This window comes from Cyclobacterium amurskyense (assembly GCF_001050135.1).
Lineage (GTDB): Bacteria > Bacteroidota > Bacteroidia > Cytophagales > Cyclobacteriaceae > Cyclobacterium > Cyclobacterium amurskyense.
This window is the reverse complement of the sequence record NZ_CP012040.1, coordinates 5,888,784-5,913,517: the sequence shown is the minus strand read 5'-3', so window position 1 is coordinate 5,913,517 and position 24,734 is coordinate 5,888,784. Positions and strand designations below refer to the sequence as shown.

17 protein-coding genes and 1 riboswitch are annotated in these 24,734 nt (G+C 36.7%); of the genes, 10 read left to right on the top strand and 7 right to left on the bottom strand.

What is annotated here, in order from left to right; genetic code table 11:
- Nucleotides 1-4 precede the first annotated feature (4 nt).
- From CA2015_RS23420 to CA2015_RS23395, 6 genes are all read left to right on the top strand, one after another.
- On the top strand, nucleotides 5-1,780 hold the full coding sequence (locus tag CA2015_RS23420; protein ID WP_048644092.1) for a RagB/SusD family nutrient uptake outer membrane protein: 1,776 nt from the start codon (nucleotides 5-7) through the stop codon (nucleotides 1,778-1,780).
- A 598-nt stretch (nucleotides 1,781-2,378) separates the two neighbouring features.
- Nucleotides 2,379-3,536, top strand: coding sequence for a glycosyltransferase family 4 protein (locus CA2015_RS23415; RefSeq protein ID WP_048644091.1), 1,158 nt, complete (start codon nucleotides 2,379-2,381; stop codon nucleotides 3,534-3,536).
- Between the two features lie 84 nt (nucleotides 3,537-3,620).
- A complete protein-coding gene (locus CA2015_RS23410; protein ID WP_048644090.1) occupies nucleotides 3,621-4,436 on the top strand; it encodes a polysaccharide biosynthesis/export family protein in 816 nt (271 codons plus the stop codon).
- 2 nt (nucleotides 4,437-4,438) lie between these two features.
- A complete protein-coding gene (locus tag CA2015_RS23405) occupies nucleotides 4,439-6,886 on the top strand; it encodes a GumC family protein (protein WP_048644089.1) in 2,448 nt (815 codons plus the stop codon).
- Nucleotides 6,887-7,071: 185 nt separating this feature from the next.
- A complete protein-coding gene (rfbB, locus tag CA2015_RS23400) occupies nucleotides 7,072-8,118 on the top strand; it encodes a dTDP-glucose 4,6-dehydratase (RefSeq protein WP_048644088.1) in 1,047 nt (348 codons plus the stop codon).
- A gap of 13 nt (nucleotides 8,119-8,131) precedes the next feature.
- Nucleotides 8,132-8,926, top strand: a complete 795-nt coding sequence (locus tag CA2015_RS23395) for a thymidylate synthase (protein ID WP_048644087.1) — start codon at nucleotides 8,132-8,134, stop codon at nucleotides 8,924-8,926.
- On the opposite strand, the gene CA2015_RS23390 is transcribed toward CA2015_RS23395, so the two are convergent.
- Nucleotides 8,923-9,720, bottom strand: coding sequence for an aminotransferase class IV (locus CA2015_RS23390; RefSeq protein ID WP_048644086.1), 798 nt, complete (start codon nucleotides 9,718-9,720; stop codon nucleotides 8,923-8,925). The genes CA2015_RS23395 and CA2015_RS23390 overlap by 4 nt on opposite strands.
- A gap of 239 nt (nucleotides 9,721-9,959) precedes the next feature.
- On the opposite strand from CA2015_RS23390, the gene CA2015_RS23385 reads away from it, so the two are divergent.
- Together CA2015_RS23385 and CA2015_RS23380 are read left to right on the top strand one after the other, a co-directional pair.
- Entirely contained in the window at nucleotides 9,960-11,300 is a 1,341-nt protein-coding gene (locus tag CA2015_RS23385; protein WP_048644085.1) for a TolC family protein, read from the top strand.
- A gap of 12 nt (nucleotides 11,301-11,312) precedes the next feature.
- Entirely contained in the window at nucleotides 11,313-12,623 is a 1,311-nt protein-coding gene (locus CA2015_RS23380) for an efflux RND transporter periplasmic adaptor subunit (RefSeq protein WP_048644084.1), read from the top strand.
- An 80-nt stretch (nucleotides 12,624-12,703) separates the two neighbouring features.
- On the opposite strand, the gene CA2015_RS23375 is transcribed toward CA2015_RS23380, so the two are convergent.
- Together CA2015_RS23375 and CA2015_RS23370 are read right to left on the bottom strand one after the other, a co-directional pair.
- Nucleotides 12,704-13,882 carry a trans-sulfuration enzyme family protein gene (locus CA2015_RS23375; protein WP_048644725.1) on the bottom strand — a complete coding sequence of 393 codons (1,179 nt, stop codon included), beginning with the start codon at nucleotides 13,880-13,882 and terminating at the stop codon, nucleotides 12,704-12,706.
- A gap of 116 nt (nucleotides 13,883-13,998) precedes the next feature.
- Nucleotides 13,999-14,103, bottom strand: a riboswitch (SAM riboswitch).
- A 583-nt stretch (nucleotides 14,104-14,686) separates the two neighbouring features.
- Nucleotides 14,687-15,340 (bottom strand): GDSL-type esterase/lipase family protein, encoded by a 654-nt coding sequence (locus tag CA2015_RS23370; protein ID WP_240477879.1) that lies wholly within the window; start codon nucleotides 15,338-15,340, stop codon nucleotides 14,687-14,689.
- Nucleotides 15,341-15,657: 317 nt separating this feature from the next.
- On the opposite strand from CA2015_RS23370, the gene CA2015_RS23365 reads away from it, so the two are divergent.
- Together CA2015_RS23365 and CA2015_RS23360 are read left to right on the top strand one after the other, a co-directional pair.
- Nucleotides 15,658-16,731 (top strand): DUF4407 domain-containing protein, encoded by a 1,074-nt coding sequence (locus CA2015_RS23365; protein WP_048644082.1) that lies wholly within the window; start codon nucleotides 15,658-15,660, stop codon nucleotides 16,729-16,731.
- A 153-nt stretch (nucleotides 16,732-16,884) separates the two neighbouring features.
- Entirely contained in the window at nucleotides 16,885-18,357 is a 1,473-nt protein-coding gene (locus CA2015_RS23360) for a sulfatase family protein (RefSeq protein ID WP_048644081.1), read from the top strand.
- A 26-nt stretch (nucleotides 18,358-18,383) separates the two neighbouring features.
- Here CA2015_RS23360 and CA2015_RS23355 read toward each other — a convergent pair whose 3' ends face one another.
- Genes CA2015_RS23355 through CA2015_RS23340 form a run of 4 tightly spaced genes read right to left on the bottom strand, consistent with a single transcriptional unit; the run spans nucleotide 18,384 to nucleotide 24,636 of the window.
- Nucleotides 18,384-20,036 (bottom strand): hypothetical protein, encoded by a 1,653-nt coding sequence (locus tag CA2015_RS23355; protein WP_048644080.1) that lies wholly within the window; start codon nucleotides 20,034-20,036, stop codon nucleotides 18,384-18,386.
- Nucleotides 20,029-21,186, bottom strand: coding sequence for a DUF4249 domain-containing protein (locus tag CA2015_RS23350; RefSeq protein WP_048644079.1), 1,158 nt, complete (start codon nucleotides 21,184-21,186; stop codon nucleotides 20,029-20,031). Before CA2015_RS23350 ends, CA2015_RS23355 begins: the two co-directional genes overlap by 8 nt.
- Nucleotides 21,186-23,948 (bottom strand): TonB-dependent receptor, encoded by a 2,763-nt coding sequence (locus tag CA2015_RS23345; RefSeq protein ID WP_053086743.1) that lies wholly within the window; start codon nucleotides 23,946-23,948, stop codon nucleotides 21,186-21,188. The genes CA2015_RS23350 and CA2015_RS23345 overlap by 1 nt, the downstream gene beginning before the upstream one ends.
- The gene (locus tag CA2015_RS23340) at nucleotides 23,941-24,636 is read right to left on the bottom strand and encodes a hypothetical protein (RefSeq protein ID WP_048644078.1); all 696 of its coding nucleotides are present in this window, start codon (nucleotides 24,634-24,636) and stop codon (nucleotides 23,941-23,943) included. Before CA2015_RS23340 ends, CA2015_RS23345 begins: the two co-directional genes overlap by 8 nt.
- Nucleotides 24,637-24,734: the final 98 nt, after the last annotated feature.

Sequence of the window (24,734 nt, the reverse complement as noted above, 5' to 3'; positions counted from 1 at the left end):
ACTAATGAGACGAATATATTTAAAAATTGCTACTGCATTTGTACTGGGATTGTCCATTTCTTCCTGTCAGGAAGAGTTTTTGGAAACAGTTCCACAAGGTCAATTCAGTACAGTTGATTTGGCAAATGGACAAGGCGTAGAAGGGCTTCTATTAGGAGCTTACGCGATGATAGATGGATATGGACTAGACGGACAGTCTGGATGGAATGGAACTATAGACAACTGGGTATATGGTGGCGTCGTTTCTGATGACGCTTACAAAGGCACAGATGCAGGGGATCAACCTGAGCAATCCTTCTTGGAAGCTTTTGATTTTCAGCCTACCAATTTGCACCTAAGGAATAAATGGAGGGCTGTTTACAAAGGTGTGGCCAAAACAAATGACGTGCTTAACACGCTTAAAGCAGCTGAGGATGTTTCTGATGAGAGAAGGGCACAGATTATAGCTGAAGCTAGATTTTTAAGGGGCTTTTTTCATATGGAGGCAAGAAAAATGTGGAGAAGAGTACCTTATATAGATGACAATACCTTCGATCTAATTGATTTAGAAAGTAGTAAAGTTCCTAATGATAAGGAGATTTGGCCAAATATAGAGGCTGATTTTGAGGCTGCAATGAATGCATTGCCAGAATCCCAGGTGGATGTGGGACGACCTACCAAATGGGCGGCACGAGCTTTCCTTGCAAAGTCCAAAATGTTTCAAGGCTGGGATCAATCTACTGGGGCGGCCAATACTTCTGTTTTGGCTGAAGCGAAAACACTTTTGGATGATATATTGAACAATGGACCATTCACACTTACCAATACCTTTGAAGAAAATTTCTTGGTAGGAAGAAGGAACAATGAAGAGTCTATTTTCGAGATTCAATTTTCAATTTCCAGTGCAACTACTGCTGCCGCCAATGAAGGGACAACTTTGAATTATCCGTATACTGATCCTTGGGGTTGCTGTGGTTTTTATCAGCCTTCTCAAAATTTGGTAAATGCTTACAAAACTTCAGCAGACGGTCTTCCATTATTGGATACTTTCAATGATAGTGATGTAAATAACGATCAAGGTTTAGCCTGGGATGACCCATTTGATGCTTACGAAGGACCTTTGGATCCGAGATTGGATCATACTGTAGGTAGACGAGGTATCCTTTATAAAAGATATAAAATTCATGGAAGTGATTTTATTAGGGATCAAAATTATGCAGGGCCATATTCTCCAATCAAACATGTAGCAGAACCTGAGTTTTTCGGTATAGGCGCAAATCCTAGATTGTCTGCGAACAACTACAGAATCATGCGTTTGGATATGGTAATACTATGGCTGGCAGAAGCGGAAGTAGAGTTGGGAAATCTGGAAAGAGCTAGAGAGCTTGTGAATTTAATAAGAACAAGAGCAGCCAATCCGGATGGCTTTGTACCTAAAGCTATACAAGGTGCTGAGAGGAATGATTATACAATTGTAGAAGGAGAACCTGCTGCTAATTATGTGATCTCAACCTATGATACTCCATGGACAGATCCTGATGTAGCAAGGAAAGCTGTGAGAATGGAAACGCGACTTGAGTTTGCTATGGAAGGACATAGATTCTTTGACTTGCAACGTTGGGGAATTGCTGCTGAGACCATGAATGCCTACCTAGATGAGGAAGGAACGAAAAGGACTTATCTTAGTAATGCCAACTTTGATAAAGGGGTTCATGAGTATTTCCCTGTGCCTCTAGAGGCCATTGAAAGGTCTTTCAAAGATGGCTCTCCAACTTTGGTTCAAGATCCAGCATTCGATTAAGTTATTTAAACTTATTAAATAGTAAAAAGGGTGAGGTTAATCTCACCCTTTTTATTTTTATTTTAAACTGAAATATGCAATAGACAATCTATTACGTGCTAAAATATTCTAACAGGCTGATTTTCTTTCGATTGAAACATTTTTCGTAAATACGGGATAGGCTTCACCCCTGACTATTGTCAGGACGGAGAAATCCTATTACACAATCCGGGTTTAATCGGACTTTTAAATGGGTATTTATGACCTATTTTTTTTATATAAGTTTATGGTACTTTGATTAAGGTTGTTCAAAAAAAATCATGAAGGAAAATAGAGCAAGGTGATTGTTAATTTTTTATGATTATTACTTGCCTATTTAATAGGTTAATAACATTAAATTCTTTGATTTTCAAAGGTTTGTATTCTTAATTTGGAAGAGTTTTATCAATTCATGTTGTGGTGTGCTTTTTGATTGATTAAAATAAATCTTATAGAAAATCCACTATACACCAAATCTATTCGTTTTCAAAGAGAAAAAATAGAAGCCTAGAGGATAGAATATTTTATTTTTCAACCGATATAATAGGTATATTTGACCTTTTAAATAAATAATAGCTGAATGCCGAAGTTAATTAGGATCACAACTGTTCCCATTTCTCTCAAATTATTATTAAAAAATCAAATGAGTTACATGTCAGATAAAGGGTTTGACGTGCTAATGGTTAGTGGGGAAGGAAAGGAATGGTTTGATGTATTAAAAAACGAAAAAGGCATAAGGAAAGAAGTGATCCCTTTCACTAGGAAGATTACCCCAGTTAAGGATATTTACTGTTTATGGTTACTTTTCAAGCTTTTTAAAAGGGAAAAACCAGATATCGTACATACGCATACCCCTAAAGCTGGTTTACTTGGGATGATTGCTGCTAAATTGGCAGGGGTTCCTGTTAAGATTCATACCTTAGCAGGACTCCCTTTTATCGTTGAAAAGGGGAGGAAGGCAAAATTTTTGTCAGATATTGAGAAAATTACTTATCGTTTTGCAGATGAAGTTTGGCCAAATTCTCACTCATTAATGAAATTCATTGTGGAGAAAAAACTGGTTAACCCAAAGAAGGTAAGGGTGATTAGTGAAGGGTCTTCAAATGGGGTTGACTTAGAAGTTTTTGATAGGAACAACCTTCAGGAAAATCATTTGGTTGCGGCCACCATGAGAATTGTGCCGGGGGATGATGATTTTCTTATTTTATCAGTGGGTAGGTTAGTAAAGGATAAAGGAATAGCAGATTTGGTGGAAGCTTTTATCCAGTCAAAGATAGTCAACAGGTCAAAATTAATATTGTTGGGAGATTTTGAACAAGACCTAAACCCACTTGATCCTAAAACGATTAACCAGATAACTGATCATCCAAGGATAGTACATGTGCCTTGGACAAATCATGTAGCGCATTATATGGCTATCTCTGATGTATTGATTCATCCCTCCTACAGAGAGGGATTTCCCAATGTGTTGCTAGAATCGGGAGCGATGTGTTGCCCAATAATATGTTCAGACATCCCTGGAAATACTGATTTGGTTAAGCATAAAAAAACAGCCTTAGTATTTCAGGTAGGACTAGTATCTGCCTTGAAGGAAGCCATGGAATTTGCATTTGTAAGAAGGGCAGACATGCAGGGGTATGCTGAAAATCTCTACCAACGTGTAATTGATAAATTTGAAAGAAAATCCATTCAAAAAGAAATTTATAATGCTTATAATCGCTTATTGGAAGCGAAATAAGGTACATTAAATTAATTACCCTCTTTTTTTTTCCAAAACGTACATATTTAATTAATTTTGAAGGTGATCATAAACTATTTTTCTATGAAGAGGCTGGTCCTACCGGTTTTGTTTTTTGTTTTAATTACTTCTTGTATAAGTAATAAGCGAATCAATTATCTTCAAAATTTAGATGGGAATTCGCCAATAGAACTTGATGAATTTATCCCTTACGCTCAAGTGGATTATGAGTATGTATTACAGCCTTTTGATATTATAGATGTGGATTTTGCCTCCTCTAATCAAGACCTATTAAGAGCATTTGAATTTCAAGGGGCCAATGCTTCTAGGATTGGGAGGTCTGGAGGTACTAGCGGTGCTATGGATGTGTTTTATTTTTCGGGGTATTCAATAGATAAAAATGGCTATATCAGAATTCCCAATTTGGAACCCATTAAAATTTCAGGGTTGACTGAAGCTGAGGCTATAGAAAAGGTGCAGGAATCAATCAGTTATTATTTCAAAGATGAGGTACAGGTTAAATTAAGAATTGGTGGAATAAGATTTACTACTTTGGGAGAGTTCAGCCAAGTTGGGCCAAAAGTTATATTGAAAAATCGAGCAACTATCTTTGATGCCATATCCATGGCCGGCGAATCAAGCATATTGGCCCGGAAGAATGAATTGTTTTTGATAAGACAATATGATGGAGGAACAAAAATTCACCAAATTAACCTTAACGATAGGCAACTCTTAGCCTCTCCCTATTACTTTATACAGCCCAATGATATTTTATACCTTCAACCAATGAAAATCAGACAAATTGGTTCAGGAGAAAATTTAACTGCAAGTTTACAGCTGGGGGTTTCTATTATCACTGCGATGATGTTTGTTTATGGAATCACCTCAGGACTTTTTTAATTATGGAAAATCTCGATTTATCCCAGTTTGACGAACAAGAAAAGCCGATTGATATTAAATATTATTTGATCAAATACTTTAGGTATTGGCCTTTGTATTTGATCTGTATTATTATCGGATTAATTGTCGTTTTTCTTTTTCACAGGTATACAATGGAAAAGTATGAGGTAAAAGGCAGTGTAATGATTAAAAGTAATGCTTCCCCTGAAGTGAGAATTTTGGATAGGTCCAATATTTTTTCAGGTGGGGAAAACCTCACCAATGATATTTTGCTTTTTTCTTCAAAAAACCTTGCAACAGAGGCCTTGCAACAGCTTCATTTTGATGTAAGTTATTTTGCTTCTACCAATATTAAAGAAATTGAACTGTATAAAAACAGTCCTATTAAGGTAGAGGTAGATTGGGAGTATCCTCAAATAACCAATAGGAAAATAAGAATAAATATCCTTTCAGATACTACTTTTAGGTTACTTCCCGGAGAAAACACCTTGTTGGATAAATTCTTTATGAGTAATAAATATGAGGAAGAAGAACGGGATGTCTTTAGAAAGGATTGGAAGTTTGGTGAAGATGTGCTTGGTGAAGATGCTAAATTTAAAATTTTCTTACTTGACAATTTGCGACAGTATGATACCTATGAATTTTTGCTTCATTCCCCATCAGCTTTAATAGATAGTTATTCCAACGCAGTTCAGGTTAGGCCACTAATAGATTATGGTACAGTGCTGGAGATTAGTACAGTCACTAAGATTGTAGAAAAAGGAAGTGATTATATCAATGCTCTAATGGATGCTTTTCTTGAGTATGACCTCAAAGAAAAGAATAGAATTTCAGAAAATGCTTTAAAATTTATAGAGGAACAACTGTATATCGTTGAGGATTCTTTGAAATCTGTAGAAGGGAGAATGCAGCTTTTTAAGGTGCAAAATAAAATGCTCGATGTGAATGCCGAATTTGGAGGAGTACTAAACAATATTCAGGTTTTAGAAGCCAATATTCAAGCCATTGACTTTGAGTTGGCATACTATAAAACTTTGAAAAGTTACCTCGTCAATAAGACAGATTCTTTTGAAGAAATTGTAGCCCCTTCTGTGATAGGTATTACGGATGGGCTATTTAATGAGATGATTAAGTCTCTGGTAGACCTCTCATTGGAAAGAAGAAAGTTGCTTTCTATTGTTAAAGATACACATCCTGATGTCGAGGTTTTGGATCAACAAATAGAGAGATTGAAAGAGAATATTTTCGAAAATATTCAGAACCTTATTTCAAATACGGAAAGCAAGAAAAAGGAAAATCAAAAAAAATTAATCTCCTTTGATAAACAATTTTCTAATCTACCTAAGGCAGAATCGGATTACACCAATATTCTGAGAGAATTTAAATTAAGAGAAAATCTGTACACTTACTTATTAGAAAAAAGAGCAGAAGCGGGAATTGCCAAAGCATCTAATGTTCCAGATAATAGCATTGTAGACTATGCCAAAAGAGGGACACTTATTTACCCTAAAAAGACACAGAACTACACCTATGCTATTGGTTTAGGTTTTTTTCTTCCCTTTGGGTTTTTAGTTCTTTTTCATTACTTGAACAACAGGGTGATGGATCAGATCCAATTGAAAAATTTACTAAGAATCCCATTGCTAGGAACCATAGGTTACAGTGATAAAAACACCAATTTATTAGTAGCCGAACATCCTAGATCCCTAGCTTCAGAGTCTTTTAGGTCCCTTCGGTCAGCTCTTTTTTATATAGCTAGTGAAAAGAAATGCAAAAAAATATTGGTTACTTCCAGTATTTCTGGAGAGGGTAAGACTTATATTAGCTTGAACCTTGCTTCAGCTATGGCCTTAAGTGGAAAAAAAACTTGTATCATCGGGCTTGACCTTAGAAAACCTAAACTTGCTAAATACCTGGGAATCTCAAATAAAAAAGGGCTATCCACATTTTTAGTAGACAAGGACTCTGCAGATGAAATTATCCTTAAAACGCCTTATGAAAACTTATACGCAGTTCCTTCAGGAGCAGTTCCTCCAAACCCTGCTGAATTACTACTAAAGGATAAAATGGAGGGGTTTTTGGAAAAATTGGAACAACAATTTGATATCATTATTATGGATTGCCCTCCAGTAGGACTGGTTTCTGAAACGATGGATTTGCTACGTTTTTCAGATGTTAATCTTTACATAGTTAGACATGATTTTACCCACAAAAATCACTTGCTAATGATAAATGATCTATATGCAAATGATCAGGTGCGAAATTTTTATGCTATTTTTAATGGTCTGAAAAGTGGGGGAGACACCTATGATTTTGGCGGTTACAATTATGGGTATGGGTACAATTACTCTTATATGAAGAAAAACAGCTATGGTGATGGTTACTATATGGAGGAAGGAAAATTCAAAACAAGTTGGCTAGAGAAGATTCTAGCAAAATTTAGGGCTTGATTTCATAATGACAAATAACTTTAAGGAGGCCCTTGGATAGATACGTATTGAACTGTGGCTTTTAAGAAATAAGATAGTATGGGGTGGGTCTGGTTTTATTTCCAGTTTGATGCGGCAAAATTATTACTTGTTTCGCGGTTTATTTTTAAATTTTAAAAACTTATTTTATTCTAAATTATTATATAATGGAAAAATCAATATTGATTACTGGAGGTGCTGGTTTTATAGGTTCTCATGTTGTCAGACTTTTTGTAAAAAAATACCCTAACTACAGGATAGTAAATTTAGATTGCCTGACCTATGCTGGTAATTTGGAGAATTTGAAAGACATCGAAGGTGAAAAAAATTATACCTTCGCAAAAGTTGATATAAATAATGAAGACCATTTAAAAGAAGTTTTTAACGATTATCAGATTACAGATGTAATCCATTTGGCTGCAGAGTCTCATGTTGATAGGTCCATTACAGACCCGTTGGCATTTGTTAGAACCAATGTAATGGGTACTGTAAATCTTTTAAATACGGCAAAGAATCATTGGAAAGACAAAGCAAACCACCTCTTCTATCACGTTTCTACGGATGAAGTATATGGATCTCTAGATGATGGAGGTTATTTCCTTGAAACGACTCCTTATGACCCTCAGTCTCCGTATTCTTCTTCAAAGGCCGCCTCGGACCACTTTGTTAGGGCTTATGCTAATACCTATGGTTTGAAAACAGTAATCTCAAATTGCTCAAATAATTATGGGCCAAATCAATTTCCTGAGAAGCTTATTCCTCTTTGTATTCACAATATCAAGCAGAACAAACCTTTGCCTGTCTATGGAAAAGGTGAAAATATTAGAGACTGGTTATTTGTTGTAGACCATGCAAGAGCCATTGACCTTGTTTTTCATGAGGGGATAACCAATGAGACTTATAATATTGGAGGTTTTAATGAGTGGAAGAACATAGATATTGTAAAGCTGCTATGTGAAATCATGGACCGAAAATTAGGTAGGGATAAAGGTGCTTCAGCACAATTAATTACCTTTGTGAAAGACCGTGCAGGGCATGACCAACGTTATGCAATTGACGCAGATAAAATCAACAAAGAATTGGGTTGGAAACCTAGTCTTACCTTTGAAGTGGGAATTGAAGAAACAGTTGATTGGTACCTTGAGAATGAGACCTGGCTAGATAGCGTTACTTCAGGTGATTACCAAAAATATTACCAACAGCACTATAGTTAAAAAGCAATAAAGTATGCAACAATATCACCAGTTATTACAACATATATTGGACCACGGTATCAAAAAAGGAGATCGAACAGGTACAGGCACATTAAGTGTTTTTGGATACCAAATGAGGTATGATTTATCAAAAGGATTTCCTTTGGTGACTACTAAAAAATGCCATACACGTTCGATTTTCCATGAATTACTTTGGTTTTTGGCCGGTGATACCAATATCCAATACCTAAAGGACAATAAGGTTTCTATCTGGGATGAATGGGCAGATGAAAATGGTGACTTAGGCCCTGTTTATGGATACCAGTGGAGGCATTGGCCTGATGGTAAAGGAGGAGAAATTGATCAGATTAAAAATCTTATTGATCAAATAAAGAAAAATCCCAACTCTAGACGACTTATTGTAAGCGCATGGAATGTAGCCGATGTGGATCAAATGGCTTTACCACCTTGCCATTTGTTGTTTCAATTTTATGTAGCTGATGGTAAATTGTCTTGTCAATTGTATCAGCGAAGCGCGGATGTCTTTCTAGGAGTGCCGTTTAACATCGCATCTTATGCCTTGTTTTTGGTTATGGTTGCACAAGTGTGTAATCTTGAACCAGGTGAGTTTATTCATACTTTGGGAGATGCTCATCTTTATAACAATCACTTGGATCAGGCAAGACTTCAACTTAGCAGAGAATGTAGACCATTGCCTCAGTTAAAGTTAAATCCTGAGGTAAAAGATATTTTTTCTTTTAAATATGAAGACATAGAATTGCTAAACTATGATCCTCATCCAAGGATAAAAGCCGAAGTATCAGTTTAGAAGGAAAATAGAGAAATGAGTGCAGATTCAGGCTTAGTGTCGAAAATTTTATTATCGATTCGTTGCAAGTAACTAATGCCAGTAACATTACTTACAAAGACTTGATCTGCATTCATTAGTTCTTCCTTTCCGAAAGTATCCAATTGACAAATAATTCCACTGGTCTTAAGTTGATTTATAATTTGCTTACGGCCTATACCTGCTATGCAATTGGTCTGCAAGGATGGTGTATAGTACTTATTATTTTTTACCCAAAAAATATTAGCGCTTCCACCTTCTGAAACGTAACCTTTGTCATCGAGAAGAATTACATCATCCATTTGTTTTTCTTGACGCTCAATATTGGCCAAAACGTAGGTGAGGGCATTTAGGGTTTTTGTCCCTGACCATGGTGTACCATTAACCTGGATGTCATTGCTTATATAAGCTTTATTTTTAACTAGGGGAGAAGCTTGAAAATCTGTTACTACCAAATGTTCATTGTGTTTGTTATCCATAGGGCTGTACTTTCCAATCCCTGACCTAAAGATATTCCAACGTATTCGTAATGTCGAAGTTTTGCCAAAGGTATTCAATAGCAGTTTGCTAACATTGTTTAGGTCCGGTTCAGTATCTATTTTGAGCTTTATGCACCCATTGTTAGCACGTTCCTGATGGTCTTCATGGAATCTGATTCGTCCATTTGTGAACACCATTGTCTCAAATAGTCCATCCCCAAATAGGAATGCCCTATTAATTGGTAATTCCTGTACTTCACTAAAATTAATTGTGTTATTTTTGAAAAACTGTCTCATTTTTGTACAGTGAATTGTTCAGATACGAACACTCTAGGCTTTTGTTTGTTCTCTTCTCGTTAAAATTAATTAAATAATGGTATTTATAGGTGATTTTTAAAGAGAAAGGTTTAAACTTGAAAGTAAATGGCTAATTAGCACTAGGTTTGCTTGTTAAAAGCTGGCTTATTTAGCTTTCGAAAATTATCAATGAAAAAGATAAACTTTTTAATTGAAAAAATGATAAAATACCAAAGTTCATGAAAAAGCATATTTTACTGCTATTGCTATTTGTTTCAGGATTGTCCACTGTGGTTTTCTCTCAAGATAATTCAGGTAAATTGACTTTGGAACAAAGTGTTGAGATTGCCTTGGAGAATAACTTAAACCTCAAAAGGTCTGAAATGAACCTGATGAGTTCTGAAGCAACTTTATTGGAATCAAAAGGACAGATGTTACCCTCTTTTTCTATGGGAGCAAGTTCTGGTTTTCGTTGGGGTAGGTCAATTAACCCGGTAACAAATGATTTTGAAAGTAGAAGAATTGGAAACGTAAATATTTCAGGAAATTCCAGCTTACCTATTTATTCAGGAGGTAGAGTAAGAAATAGTATTCAACAAGCCAAATTAAATGTAGAGGTCAATAAGCTTAATGTGGAGACCGCGAGGAATAACATTACTTTGAATGCCATTAACCTCTTTATCAATATTGCCTTTTCCATGGAGCAGTTAAATATTGCTCAATCTCAACTTAAAACAAGTACGGATCAGTTAGCAAGAACCAAAAGCCTGGTTATGGCAGGGGCCTTACCTAAGGCTGATCAGCTGGATTTGGAAGCTCAAAAAGCAACCAATGAGTTGGAAGTAATCAATGCGGAAAACAATTTGCGAATCGCAAAGTTAAATCTATCTCAGGCACTACAATTGCCATTTACTGATTCATTTGGTATAATTATTCCCGAGGTTGGTATTGATGGTTTAGAGATTGGTAATATAGGCGTGGGTGAAGTTTATTCCATTGCGGAGAGTAGGTTACCTCAGATCAAAGCAGCCATATTGTCTGTAAAGAGTGCAGAGTATGGAGTCAAGATCGCCAAGGGAGCCTTTGCTCCAAGTTTAAGTCTAAGTGCCAATGTGTTTTCCAATTATGTAGATCAGAGTACATTTATGACTCCAGATCCTTTAATTCAACAATTTGAAAACAATTTATCTCAATCAGCAAATATTGGTTTGAACATTCCTGTGTTTTCAAATTTCCGAAACAAGGCAGGGGTGCAAAGGGCACGTGTGCAAAAACGTTTGAGTGAAATCCAGGAAATGGAAGCGAAAAATCTTTTAAGGCAGGATATTGAATCTGCCTATACCTCTGCCTATGCTGCCGAGCAATCTTACAGAAGCTCATTGGTGAGGGTTGAAGCTCTCGGTGAATCATTTAGAATGGCACAACAACGCTTTGAAGTTGGGGCTATCAATGCCGTTGATTTTCAAGTTGCGCAAAACAATTTATTCAATGCAGAAGCAGACCTGGTTACTGCAAAATACCAGTATGTTTTTAGCGTCAAAGTACTGGATTTTTATTTAGGAAATCCTCTTACACTTTAATAGTTCAGAAAAATGGCCAAGAAAAAGTCAAATAAATTAATTTACATTTTACTAGGGATTGTTGCTGTCTTAGTGATAGTAATGGTTGTTGGAAAGCAAGCCGGATGGATAGGAGGAGAGAAGCCTTTGGAAGTGCAAATAGGTAAAGTTAGTAAAAAAGACATTGTTGAAAAGGTAAGTGCCTCAGGAGTGGTACAACCGGAAACAGAGGTTAAAATGAGTCCTGACGTTGCTGGTGAAATCATTGAATTAAATGTTAATGAGGGTGATTCTGTAAAAGTCGGGGACCTATTGGTTAAAATAAGGCCTGATAATTTCATTTCTGCCTTAGACCGAGCTCAAGCCAATTTGAATCAGCAAATGGCTAATTTAGCCCAATCAAGGGCAAGTCTAAAACGTGCCGAAGCTCAATATAATAGGTCCAAGCTTAATTACGATAGAAACCTCTCTTTGTATAATGATAAGGTTATTTCTGATGCTGATTTTGAACAGATAAAGGCTGATTTTCTAACAGCAGAGAACGACCTTGAAGCATCAAAGCAGTCTGTTATTGCATCAGAATTTATCGTGAAAAGTGCGAAAGCCTCTGTAGATGAAGCTGGTGAAAATCTTAGGTTAACCAATGTTTATTCTCCAACTGATGGGATTGTGTCCAACCTTCTCGTGGAGAAAGGGGAAAGGGTAGTAGGGACAGCTCAAATGGCCGGAACAGAGATGTTACGGATTGCTGATTTGTCAAAAATGGAGGTAAGAGTAAATGTAAATGAAAATGATATTGTTCGAATAAGTATGAATGATACTACTTTAATAGAAGTGGATTCCTACTCCTCTACAGGTAAAAAATTCACAGGAGTAGTTACAGCAATTGCCAATTCTGCCAATGAAAAGGTAAGTACAGATGCTGTGACAGAATTTGAGGTTCGAATTCGAATTATAAATGAGTCTTATAAAGATTTGGTGTCTAATGAAAACCCATTCCCTTTTCGCCCTGGGATGACAGCAAGTGTAGAGATCATTACCGATAAGAAGGTCGGTGTTTTAGCTATACCACTTGCCGCGGTAACAGTGAGGACTGGACAAGAAATTGAATCAGGTGAGGGCGAAGGAAATATGAAGGAATTGGTGTTCTTGAAAAATGACAATAAAGCCAAAATTCAAGAAGTAAAAACAGGGATTTCCGATTTTGAAAATATTGAAATTTTGGAAGGACTGGAGGAAGGTCAAGAAGTTATTGTAGGTCCTTATTTTGTTGTCAGTACCCAACTTGAAAATGACAAAGAAGTGACTGTATCTGTACCTGAAGGGGCCGATAGTAAAAAATAATTCAATTTACCGCTCAGGCGTTGTTGAAAGAAGCTAAAAAAAGGCCCCCAAAATCTATTTTAGATTTTGGGGGCCTTTTTTTAGTTTTTGGACTTTTCTAGTGCTCTTTCTATATCCAGAATTATATCATCCACATGTTCCAAACCTACAGATAGCCTAACAAGACCATTTAAAATGCCTACTTTCTCTCTCTCTTCCTCCGTAAGTTTACTGTGCGTGGTAGAAGCAGGATGGGTAACAATGCTACGGCTATCGCCCAGATTGGCAGTTACAGAGATCATTTGTAATTGATCAATGAACTTTTTAGCTCTGGATAATCCCCCTTTTAAAGTAAGGGTGATGATTCCTCCTCCATGTTTCATTTGTTTTTTGGCAAGATGATATTGTGGGTGAGAAGTCAAAAATGGATACTTTACTACTTCCACTTCTTTATTGCCTTCAAAATATTGGGCGATTTTAAGTGCACTTTCACAATGTCTATCCATTCTAACAGCCAAAGTCTCCATGCTTTTGGCCAATATCCATGCATTAAAAGGTGATAATGAAGGGCCAGTATGACGCATGAAAAACTGAACCTCATCTATTAATTCCTTTTTACCTAATATCAATCCTCCAAGCACTCTTCCTTGTCCGTCGATAAATTTGGTTGCGCTATGGGTGACAATATGTGCTCCCCATTTTGCAGGCTGCTGGAGATAAGGTGTAGCAAAGCAATTGTCCACAACCAAAACAAGGTTGTGTGCATTTGCGAATTTGGCAATGTATTCTAAATCTATGATTTCTAATCCTGGATTTGAAGGAGTTTCTATAAACAACATCTTTGTGTTTGGTTGAACCAAACGCTCCCATTGGTCAATTTCAGAAATGTCTCCATAAGTATGCGAAATCCCCCATTTAGGGAATACACGCGTTAAAAGTTGGTGTGTAGACCCAAACAATGATCTGGAAGCTAGAACATGGTCTCCTTGCCTAAGTAAGGACGCCATGCTGCCAAACATTGCCGCCATCCCGGAAGCAGTTGTGACACCACTCTCTGTGCCCTCTGCAGCACATACTTTTTCTATTAAATCACTTGTATTAGGGTTTGCATATCTGGAATAAATATTCCCCTCAATTTCATCAGCAAACATTTGCCTAGCTTGTTCTGCTGAATCAAAGACAAAACTGGAACTTAAGTAAATAGGAGCAGAATGTTCTCTTTGATTTGAGGAGGAGGCAGCTATCCTTACTGCTTGTGTTTCAAAATTTTTATAATCCATATTAGAAATTTTCTTATCGTACATACATGAAAATAACCCATTCAACGAAGCCGCAGAATAGCATATAATAATCGAGATAGATAAAGAAGGAGAATGTAAGTGCTGTCTTATTTTCTAATTTATCGTTCCCTATTTATTGGGCAGGTATTGGCACCTTTCCTTGGTTCGGAAGGTTGCCAGAGGTTCACAGAGCCTGATCTCTCGCCTCTTCTTTATAAATCAGTTTCCTGAAATTTAATGCAAATAACGGAATGGAAAGGCTATTTTCCAAATTCCTCTTGTGTTTTGTACAATATAAGGACGTTTTTAAGATAAAATAAAATGCTCTCTTTTATCGAACAAGCCGAAAAACTTGTTTTCTGAGTATTAGTGACTCGGGCAGAGGGTTTAAAGTTTGCCTATTGGATGCTCAACTGAAGCCTGGAAAAAATGGTTATAGAAGTTATAAAGGAGATTAAAAAACAATTCTTTCAATAGTGTATTTAAACTACCTGCCTTTCAAAAGCAAATTGAGTCAATTGAAAGACAGGTAGCTGAACTTACTCCTTTGATCCAACCCGAAATATGCAATAGACATTCTACTACGTGCTGAAATCGCTTCAAAATCAGCCACTTCGTTTCTGTTTTCAATTTCACCATAGCGGTGCTATGCTAAAATATCCAAACAGTCTGATTTTCTTGCGATTGCAACACTTCCCGTAAACACGGGACAGGCTTCACCCCTGACTATTGTCAGGACGGAGAAATCCTATTACATAATCCGGGTTTAATGAAGTTGTTTGTGTTAATTTTTACCTCAATGTTTTATAGAAACCTCTTAATCGTTTTGGCCCAAATGGCATAACCTTTTTCATTCATGTGAAGATTGTCTTTAAGAAAGATATCTTTCATAGGTTCCTTGTCTTTGGCAAGCATAGGCTTCCATAGATCTGCATACTTCAAGTATTTTTTCCCTTTTGTGGATTTCTTTAGTTTTTTGTTTAAATCAAGGTATTGATCAGCCAATTCCCATCTAGCAACACTTGGTTTTGGGCTTATAAGAATGATTTCTGTTTCTGGAAGTGCTTCGTGAATTTTACTAATGATAAGGTCAAATGTGACCAATATGTCTTCTACAGTTTTACCAGCTGAAAGATCGTTGTCTCCTTCATAAATAAAGACCTTGGTAGGCTTATAATCTAGGATCAATTCGTTGATGTAAAAATTCAAATCACTTGCTTGTGACCCCCCAAACCCACCATTTATTACATTGTGCTCAGGGAAATCTTTTTGCAGGCTTTTCCACATACGAATTGTGGAACTACCGGTAAATACAATCGAATTTAAATTGTCTTTTACAGGATAATCTTTATTAATCTTAGCCACCTGATCTTTAAATCTTTCAGGATTTTGTGCAAAAACTGAAGAACAAGTAAATAATAAGAGTGAAATTAAAAAGAAGTTGTTTTTTGTCATCATCGGGTATTGAGTTTTAATTCCTAAAATACTTCATTTCTTCGATAATTAAAACACTTTTTTTACTTGATTGTATCAATAGCGGACAATCAGTGCGGACAGTTATTTGTTTTGTACTTCTAATTTTATGGTTACTACCCATTATACGAAATGTAAATTGAATAAACCTTAAATATTTATTTTATTTATTATTTAAATCGTTGAAAAACAGTTGTATACAATGGTTTTGGGAAAAAGAGTTATAATTGTGTATTTCAGTAAATATTTGGCAATGTCCTTGAAAGGTGATTCGTTTAAAATCTAAAGAGTTTCCTTATTATATGAATAAACTAGAACGCTTTCTTGTATTTTGTTCAGGGGCTTACCAACCTCTGGTGAAGCGGTGTCCAGGTTCCATCCATCAATTTATTGGAATAGGAGGGACTGTTCTTTTTACTGCGGTGTTTGCAGGCTTGTCTGTTGGTTATGCACTTTTCACTGTTTTTGAATCTATTTTTGCCGTTTTGGCGGTTGGAATTGTATGGATGCTGATGATTTTTAATTTGGATAGATACATTGTGTCTACCCTTAAAAAGAGGGAGAAATTCCTTTCTGAATTTAAGCAGGCCATACCCAGGCTTTTATTGGCAGTATTGATTGCCTTGGTCATTGCAAAGCCATTGGAGTTAAAGATATTTGAAAAGGAGATCAACCGGGAGTTGGATCGGCAGCGTTTGGCCACTATCAGTGATAGTAAGGATGAAATAAAGGCTGGATACCCAGAATTACTTGATTTAGAAGCCCAAATCGATGAATTGAATGCTGAAATTAAAGAAAAAGAAGCTTTTAGAAATCAAAAGCAAATAGAATATGACAATGAGCGTTTTGGTGTGAAAACGAGTGAAACTACCGGTAGAGCAGGTATTGGGATCAATGCAGAGAAAAAGGAGAGGCAACTAGATCAAGCCCAACAAGATTTGGAATACACCCAAAGCTTAAACCGCAAGAAAATAGACGATTTGGTAAAACAGAAATATGAATTAAACGAAAAAATGGCTGGAGAATTGGATTACCAAATGGTTTCACTTGATGCCAACAATGGCCTAGCAGCGAGGATTCAAGCGCTAGATTCACTTACAAATGCTAACAACGCTGTGTATTGGGCCAATATTCTAATTATGGCCTTGTTTATTATGATAGAAATGGCCCCTATTTTAGTCAAACTAATGGCTAAAAGAGGGCCTTATGATCACCTTTTGGAATTGTATGAGGCCGGAGTTATTTTGTCAGCTGATGAGCAATGGTATAAGAAGAGCAGGGAAAGTGAATTGAGAAAGGATGTTTTTGATGAAATTCAACCCGAGAGAAAAGCAGCAAGAAAGGCATTTGATTTAAGTTTGCTGGAGAGAGAATGAAGCTTTTAGATTCCAATTAAGTTAGCATTGAATTAAGCGTTCAATTGGCAAAGAGCCTTTTCTGATTGACCAGAAAATTTAAATAAAAATTAATTTGATATTGATTTAACAATTATTTTCGCCAAATTCATCTCGACCCAAATTTCACCAAGGATGAATTTTAATAAACTGTTGATTTTTAATTGTATTCTTTTATTTAGTGTTGCTTGCAAGCAAGAGGTAGAAGAAACTAAGAAGGAAAAGCCTTCAGTTGCCCCAAATGTTGTTTTTGTATTGGCTGATCAATGGAGGGCCCAATCTATAGGTTACCAAGGGAATAAGGATGTCATTACGCCTAACCTGGACAGCCTTGCTAAGGAAAGTGCGGTGTTTCACAATGCTGTGACTGTAATGGCTGTGTGTGCTCCTTGGAGAGGTAGTTTTATCTCCGGGCAGTACCCTTTGACCCATGGGGTGTTTTATAATGACAAACCATTTCCTACAGAGGCCAATACTATTGCCAAAATATATAAAAAAGCTGGTTATCAAACTGGCTACATTGGGAAATGGCACCTTAATGGTCACAAAAGAGGTGAAGAACCATTCAGTGCAAGGAATAAACCTGTTCCAAAAGAAAGAAGACAAGGTTTTGATTATTGGAAAGTTAGGGAAGTTACCCATAATTACAATGACTCCTTTTATTTTGATGAGGAGAACCAAAAGCAGTATTGGGAAGGGTATGATGCATTTTCACAAACAGACAGTGCCATAAGTTATATCAATAAAAATAAGGACAATCCTTTCCTTTTGGTGCTTTCCTGGGGGCCTCCGCATGACCCATACCATACAGCTCCAGAAGCGTATAAAAAAATGTATGATGCTTCAAAAATCAGTTTACGCCCCAATGTTCCAGAAGCTTTTGCGGATAGTGCCAGAAATGTTCTTGCCAACTATTATGCACATTGTACAGCCTTGGATCATTCGGTAGGTGAATTGTTAGCAGCAATTGATGAGGCAGGAATTGCCGACAATACCATATTTGTTTTTACTTCTGAGCATGGAGATATGTTGATGTCCAAAGGTGCATTGAAAAAACAAAGGCCTTATGATGAGTCCATAAAGGTGCCTTTACTCATTAGATACCCTGACAAATTGGGCAAAGTGGCACATCAAATTTATGATCCGATCAATACTCCTGATCTTTTACCTACTTTATTGGGTTTAAGTGATCTGGGAATACCTGAAACCATAGAGGGAACTGATTTTTCTAAACCTCTTATTGATGGTGATGAATTGGGAAATGAGGCTGCTTTGATCATGCTCCCTGTGCCTTTTCATGAATGGAAATTCTTAAACGGGGGAAGGGAATTTAGAGGTGTAAGAACAAAAAAATATACCTATGTAAAAGATCTGCTGGGTCCATGGTTGTTGTATGACAACGAGCTAGACCCTTATCAAATGCATAATCTCGTTGATTTGCCTCAATTTACACAATTAAAAAACCATCTTGATGGAGTGTTAATGGCAAAACTAAAGGCCACAAATGATGAATTTCTTCCTGCCGATAAGTACATGACAAAATGGAAGTACTTATACGATAGGAATGATAGCATTAGGAAGGAAAACTATCTCGAACTTAACAGGTAAAATCAATTAATGGGTCGAGTATTGTCCTAATCAATATCTAGATAATATTTGTTCGTTTTTAAGCTATTGTTGAGTTTATCCATAAACTGTATGCGTAGCATATATTTTCCTTTTAGCTTAGAAGGTTTAAATGAAAAGTTTAAATTTCCATTTTCATCTGTTTTTAAATTTGTCTGCCAAGTGAGGGTACTTCTGAAATCAGGAAAATGGTCATTGTTAACCGTTAACTCATTATTAGGAAAGTACTGGTAGGGTTTTTGAACACCGCTGTAAGTGATAAACAAGGCATTTTTAGGCAAATCAAAGCCTCCAAAATCATTTTTAAAGGAGGTCAGGTTAACCATTCCCGTAAATTGCTGATCATTGATATAGAAATAGCGATTGATGATATCCATTCTTGCTATGCCTTTAGGATTAAAATTGGCAAATGCATCACTGTCCAAGACAGGCATACCATCTATTACCAATAGTGGATTTTCCTTGAATACCAGATTGTAAGGGATGTTGAAATTTTTGAATATTGTTTTTCTGTTTTGGTTTCTTACCAAAACCATCGGTACATATTCTCTGATGGTGGTAGCCATGTCCTTAAACCTGTTATAATCATCTAAAAAATAGCTGTAATCAGTAATGTACTGAAAAGGTAAAAGCTCTTCCGGTATTTTTAATGGTGCAAGGTAGTATTGATGACTGGCCCTTGCCAAAATCTTGTTTTCAATAAAAGTCTTGTCTTCCTTACTTAATTGCAAGAAAGGTAGCTGAAAGTTTTCCTCAGGAATTTTTTCCCAAAAAGGAGTAGCAAGTATGAAGTTTACCTGTTGGTCTGTTCTTGTAGATTGTATAATGGCATAATCATAGTAAGAAAAATTGCCAGTATCAAAATAAAGATTTCCTTTACTATCAGGCTTGTCGACAAACATGTGTGATTGACTTCCGTGAAGGGTTAAAAAAAACACTTCTGTTGTGTCGATCTTTTCATCAAGTAGTTTTCCTTTTATTATATGCCCGTAAAGTTCCGGAACCAAGGTAGTATTGGTAGTAGAAGCTACTGATGAATACATCTCCGAAAAGTTTAAATTAGTTTCCAGATTGTCAAATGGAGTTGATTTATTGATTACAAGTGAAATATCATTTGCCTTGGCAAGGGGAATTGATACCTCGATAAGGTTGTCATTTACTTCGATCAAGTGTTCATCCAATTGCTTCACAGAATTACTATTCACCACCTCTTTTGAGGGAAGAATAACCGGAGGTTTTTTAGGATTGATGATAGAAACGATGGATTGGAAAACACCTTTTTCTCCAGAGACATAAGGGCTAATTCTGGTATATACCCTTAGCAAATAATGGTCAGATGGTAAATCTGATGGAATCATAAGGTAGGAGTTAGCCTTTCCATCTACCAGGTCAGCAAGATCTCTTACCACTGATATACCATTTCTATCTAACAGTTCCATATATATTACCTTTGAGGGACTTGGTTGGTCATCAGCTGATACTGATACGTTCATCCATAAATACTCCTCGGTAAGGGATACTGGGTTAACAACATAGGCAATCACTTCCTCTTCAGGGAGTTGTTGGTTGTTTTGAGCCATTAAGCTATAGTTCCCAAGGAAACAAAGACCTAGAATAATCATAGTCAAGGTCAGGTATTTTGTGTTTAATTGCCTATTCATCCTTCCAATAGTCTGGTTTCTCGAGAACTCCACCTCTGAGTCTACAATCCGTACATCCTTCCGTTGAAGCGAAAAAACCGCCACAAGGTAAATCATCACAATATTCATACAAGGGTATAAAATTCAATAAACCAAAGATCTCTTCATAATCCGGTGGTGCTATAGTGTCAATAATACAACCGAAATAATCTTGGATGGACGTTCGCCAAGGGACGACATCACTGTTTTGGATGTACAGGATTTTTTCTTGGGATTTACCTGCAGAAATATAGCCAATGACCGGTTCATCCGGATCTTCAATGGAGTAAATATTGCTCGTCACTGCAGATGGTAATGGGCTGAAAATATCGCCAATATCATCAGAGTTTTTCCTTATTCCTTCCCAAAATATATAAGCTTCCCTATCGATGGCAAACTGTTTGGCTTTGATTCTATAGCGGATACCTAACTTTTCAGATAAACTGTCTATAGTTAATAATTCTTTTTGAAATATTCTACTGTTCTCAAATCGGGAGGAGGCCTCCAATATTATTCTCCTTGATTGATCAAAGTTATAACACCTGTTCGTCAATTGGTCCAATGGAATATCAACCATTTCCTTTGTAATCTTGTCATAACTAAAGAAGGAAGTATGTGGAGTGCGGTAAACCCAGGTTTCATCATATTGCCATAAGAAAAATTCTGCATCATCATTCCCCGTGGTGTTACTATAAATCTGCACATCTCCATCTTCTTGGGTAAATGTGATGTCAAATTCTGGGCTTATGATAGGTTTGATTTTATCAGAAACATAACTTTGTCCATTGCTTAAATCTATTGAAAGTGTATAAATTTCATTTTCAGGAAGAATAGCATCCGTGACATAAGCGCCAAAATTGTCAGTATTTAACTCCCAACTTTTACCATTCTCCCCAAAAATAGTAATGTTTGCTCCAGGAACAGGGAATTCCGGGATATCACTGTAAAGAGGAGAGGCCATAGATAGCTTAATGCTAGTAGTGCCACCGCCGACTTCAATAAATCCTTCAACCACCAAAATATTCTGATTGAGGTCTTTGAGCTCTGGAGAAAAAGGCTCTCTGCAACCAAAGAAGAGGGAAAGAACCCCTAAAATCACAGGAAGGTGTATTTTTTTTATTACAGCATCCATCAAAATTTGAAGTTATATGTGATAAAAGGAATAGGTCTTGCAAAAATGGAAAGTTTGTAACCTTGAATGGTGCCATTCTCTGGAGAGAAGTATACAGAATAAGGATTAGCCCTTCCTAGTACGTTGTATACCCCCAAAGACCATGAGGCGTGGGCAAGTTTTTTGACTTTATGGTTTCCTTCAATATTGAAGGAAACATCTACCCTGAAATAATCCGGAATTCTATGATCATTTCGATCGGAATAGAATACTCTTTCAGAGCCATTGTAATAAAACTTTGCAATGGGTAGTGTTATAGGTCTTCCAGTACTGTAATTCGCGTTAACTGAAGTGTTGATTCGCTTAGTAAATTCGAAATTGCCTGCAAGCATAACATCATGTGGTTGATCAAAATTACTTGGATACAATTTCCCTCTATTTACTTTTTCGCCCAATTCACTAGGGTTGGTTTTTAACAAGGAGCGTGAGTAGGTATAACTTATCCATCCGTTTAATTTACCTTCAGTTTTTTTCGCCATTAACTCAACTCCATAAGCCCTTCCTTGGGTATTGAGTACATCTTGTTCAATATTGTCATTTAAAATTAAAGAGGCCCCACTTCTGAAATCTACCAAATTCCTCATTTTTCTATAGTAGATTTCTATTGAAGTTTCAATTATATTTGATTGGTAATTTTTAAAGAAGCCTATGGCCCATTGTTGCCCCATTTGAGGAGCTAAATGTGGATCGCTTAATTTCCAGGTGTCAGTGGGGGCTATGGCCGAAGTATTGGTAAGCATATGCAAATGTTGTCTCATGCTATTGTATCCAGCCTTGATAGAAGTGAAATTATCCAATGCATAGCGGGCAGAAAATCTAACCTCCGGGCCTTGGTAGGTATTGATAAGGTCTCCTGCGGCATAGACCTCTTCACCTGTTTTTGTGTCCTCCGTTTTTATGGAGTTAGGAGGGTATTGGTTGACTGTATTAGGCCCCAAATAATTGTAAACCACATACCTCAATCCATAACTGAACATTAGTTTTGGATTGAATTCATATTCATCTCCTAGAAAAAAGGAGGTCTCTAAGGCATTTTCCCGAGTTACACGCTCATTTAACAGGATTGACTCTGTTCCTTTAGGTACTTGCTTTCCAGGGTTGAGGTTGTAATAAATGGCATTCATACCAAGGGTCAACTTGTGTTTGTCATTGAGATCATAGGTGAAATGATTTTTCCAACTGCTTTGATCCATCCCAAAACCAAAAGTAAATGCATTTAAGGGATCTTGTTCACTTTGAATGTCAAAAGAATATTGGTCATGGCCAATATGAAATTTACCCTCCAGTCGATCACTAAAATAATGAGTCCAGGTAGCGCTTAGGTTTCTGTTTTGGTAGTTAAATAAGGTGTCTTTATCAAATCGAAAGGAATCTTTACTCCAATAAGCAGAAAAGGTCAGTTCGTTGTTTTCATTCAATTGGTGTTTCATGTTTAGGTTCAAATCATGGAATGCAGCCCTGCTGTCCCTAAACTCTGATTCCTCATCTAAAAAGCCAAAAAGCCAGTTGGAATAAGTGGTCCTTCCTCCAACTGCAAAAGTTGTTTTATCAGAAAGTGGACCTTCCAAATAGAGTCTACTGGTCATTAATCCTATACCTCCTCCTCCTTTAAGCTTTTCTGAGGAACCATATTTACTCTTGATATCAAGCACAGATGATAATCTTCCTCCAAACTGCACGGGAACCCCAGCTTTATAAAGGTCCACACTTTCTACCATGTCTGGATTAAAAGCTGAAAACAATCCAAAAAGGTGGGTAGGATTGTAAATGGTGGACCCATTAAATAATATCAAGTTTTGGTCAGCAGCTCCCCCTCTTACATTAAACCCAGCACTGGCTTCACCAACAGTCTTTACTCCAGGAAGGGTCAATATTGCGCGAAGTACATCCACTTCTCCCAACACTGCCGGTAATTTTTTTAGGGATTGTACAGTAATGGTGGCCAATCCCATTTCAGGTCGTTCTATATTGGCAGATTTCTCAGAGGTAACAGTGACTTCTGTCAGAGAGATAATATTATCATCCATCTCCACATTCAATTGGCCATCTCCCAAGATATTTACTTGCCTCTGTTCCTGATAAGCACCAAAATTTTGAAAGATTAAAGTATGACGACCTTTTGGTAAGGTGATGGAATAATTGCCAAATTCGTCAGATATGGATTTAGCATTTTGTCCCGTAGTGTAAATCAAAGCCCCAATAATAGGTTCTCCAGATTCAAAGCTTGTGATTTGCCCTTTTAATACAGCACTTGTAGACCCTGGAGATGCGTTACTGTTTCCTACTTCCCATAGTCTGTTTTTAGCAAAGGCTCTGTCTTTCGCTTCTTCTTGGTCATTCGTGGCCAATATTAATCCATTCCCTTCTTTTTGAACTTCAAAATATCCTGGAGAAAGTTTCATGTCTAGGGCCGAGCCCTTACTAATGAAAACCCTATTTTCATTGTCTATTGAATAATAAAGATCAGTGGATTTAAAAACTTCTTTCAGTAGGTCTTCAATCGGGCTCTCGTAAGCATTGATATTAATGATTAGCGTGTCTACATCAGTTTGTTTGAAGTACATACGATAATCAGATTTGCTCTCAATCATTTGTGCAAATCGTTCAAAGGAAACACCTGAAAAAATTCCCGAAATACGATTCTGATCAGGGGTTTGAGCAAAAGAATGTTGGGCGATCATTAGCAGAAAAAGACTGCAAAGCCTAAGTAAATTCTTAATCATGGTTTGACATGTTTACCAAAGTTTGCAAATAAGCTTCTTTATTTTTCCTGTATCTCAATCCTGACCTTTTAATTTCTTGCTTCGCAAGTTTTTTAGAAAGTCCCAAGGTCTCATAGAGATTTTTCTTTTTCGGTATAGGAACCAAGGTTCCTTCTAGGTCAAAAAAATACCTGGCCACCTCATCATAACTCCTGACAAGTTCCATGGTAGAAGATTCCTGTTTCTTTTGTTTCCGGTATTTTGCATAAAGCCCTATTTCTCCTTTTACAATTTCACGATAAAACCCATTGCCATGAAAGAGAAAACCACTTGGCTTTTCCCTTTTAACAAATGTAGAGCCATCAACCAATGTAAAACGGTCTATTTTTAAATGATTTAAAATCATTCGTTGGTTAAAAACTGAGGAAAAGGAAATGACCCAATCTTCCCATATATCATATTGAAGAGGGACAGCTTCAAAGTTAAAGCCTCCAATAGTTATAGTGCCAAGTTCAATTTTAGCGGATAAATAAAAGGGATGCCCCTCCAATGATCTGTTTTCTTCAATATAATGGGTGCCCGTATTAATTTCTGGGAAGTGTTTTATGATCTCTTCGTACTTTTCCGCATACTGCTTCCAAGTATGTTCTTGAGCCATTAGCTGAGAAGAAACCATCAAAGCAACCGCTACAAATAGAATTTTGAGCATATAGGTAAAAGTCAATTAGGCTATTTAATGTAAACTAAAATCTCTGAAATATAGGACATTTTACAATATAATAAACAAGCTACTTAGTGGAATACTAA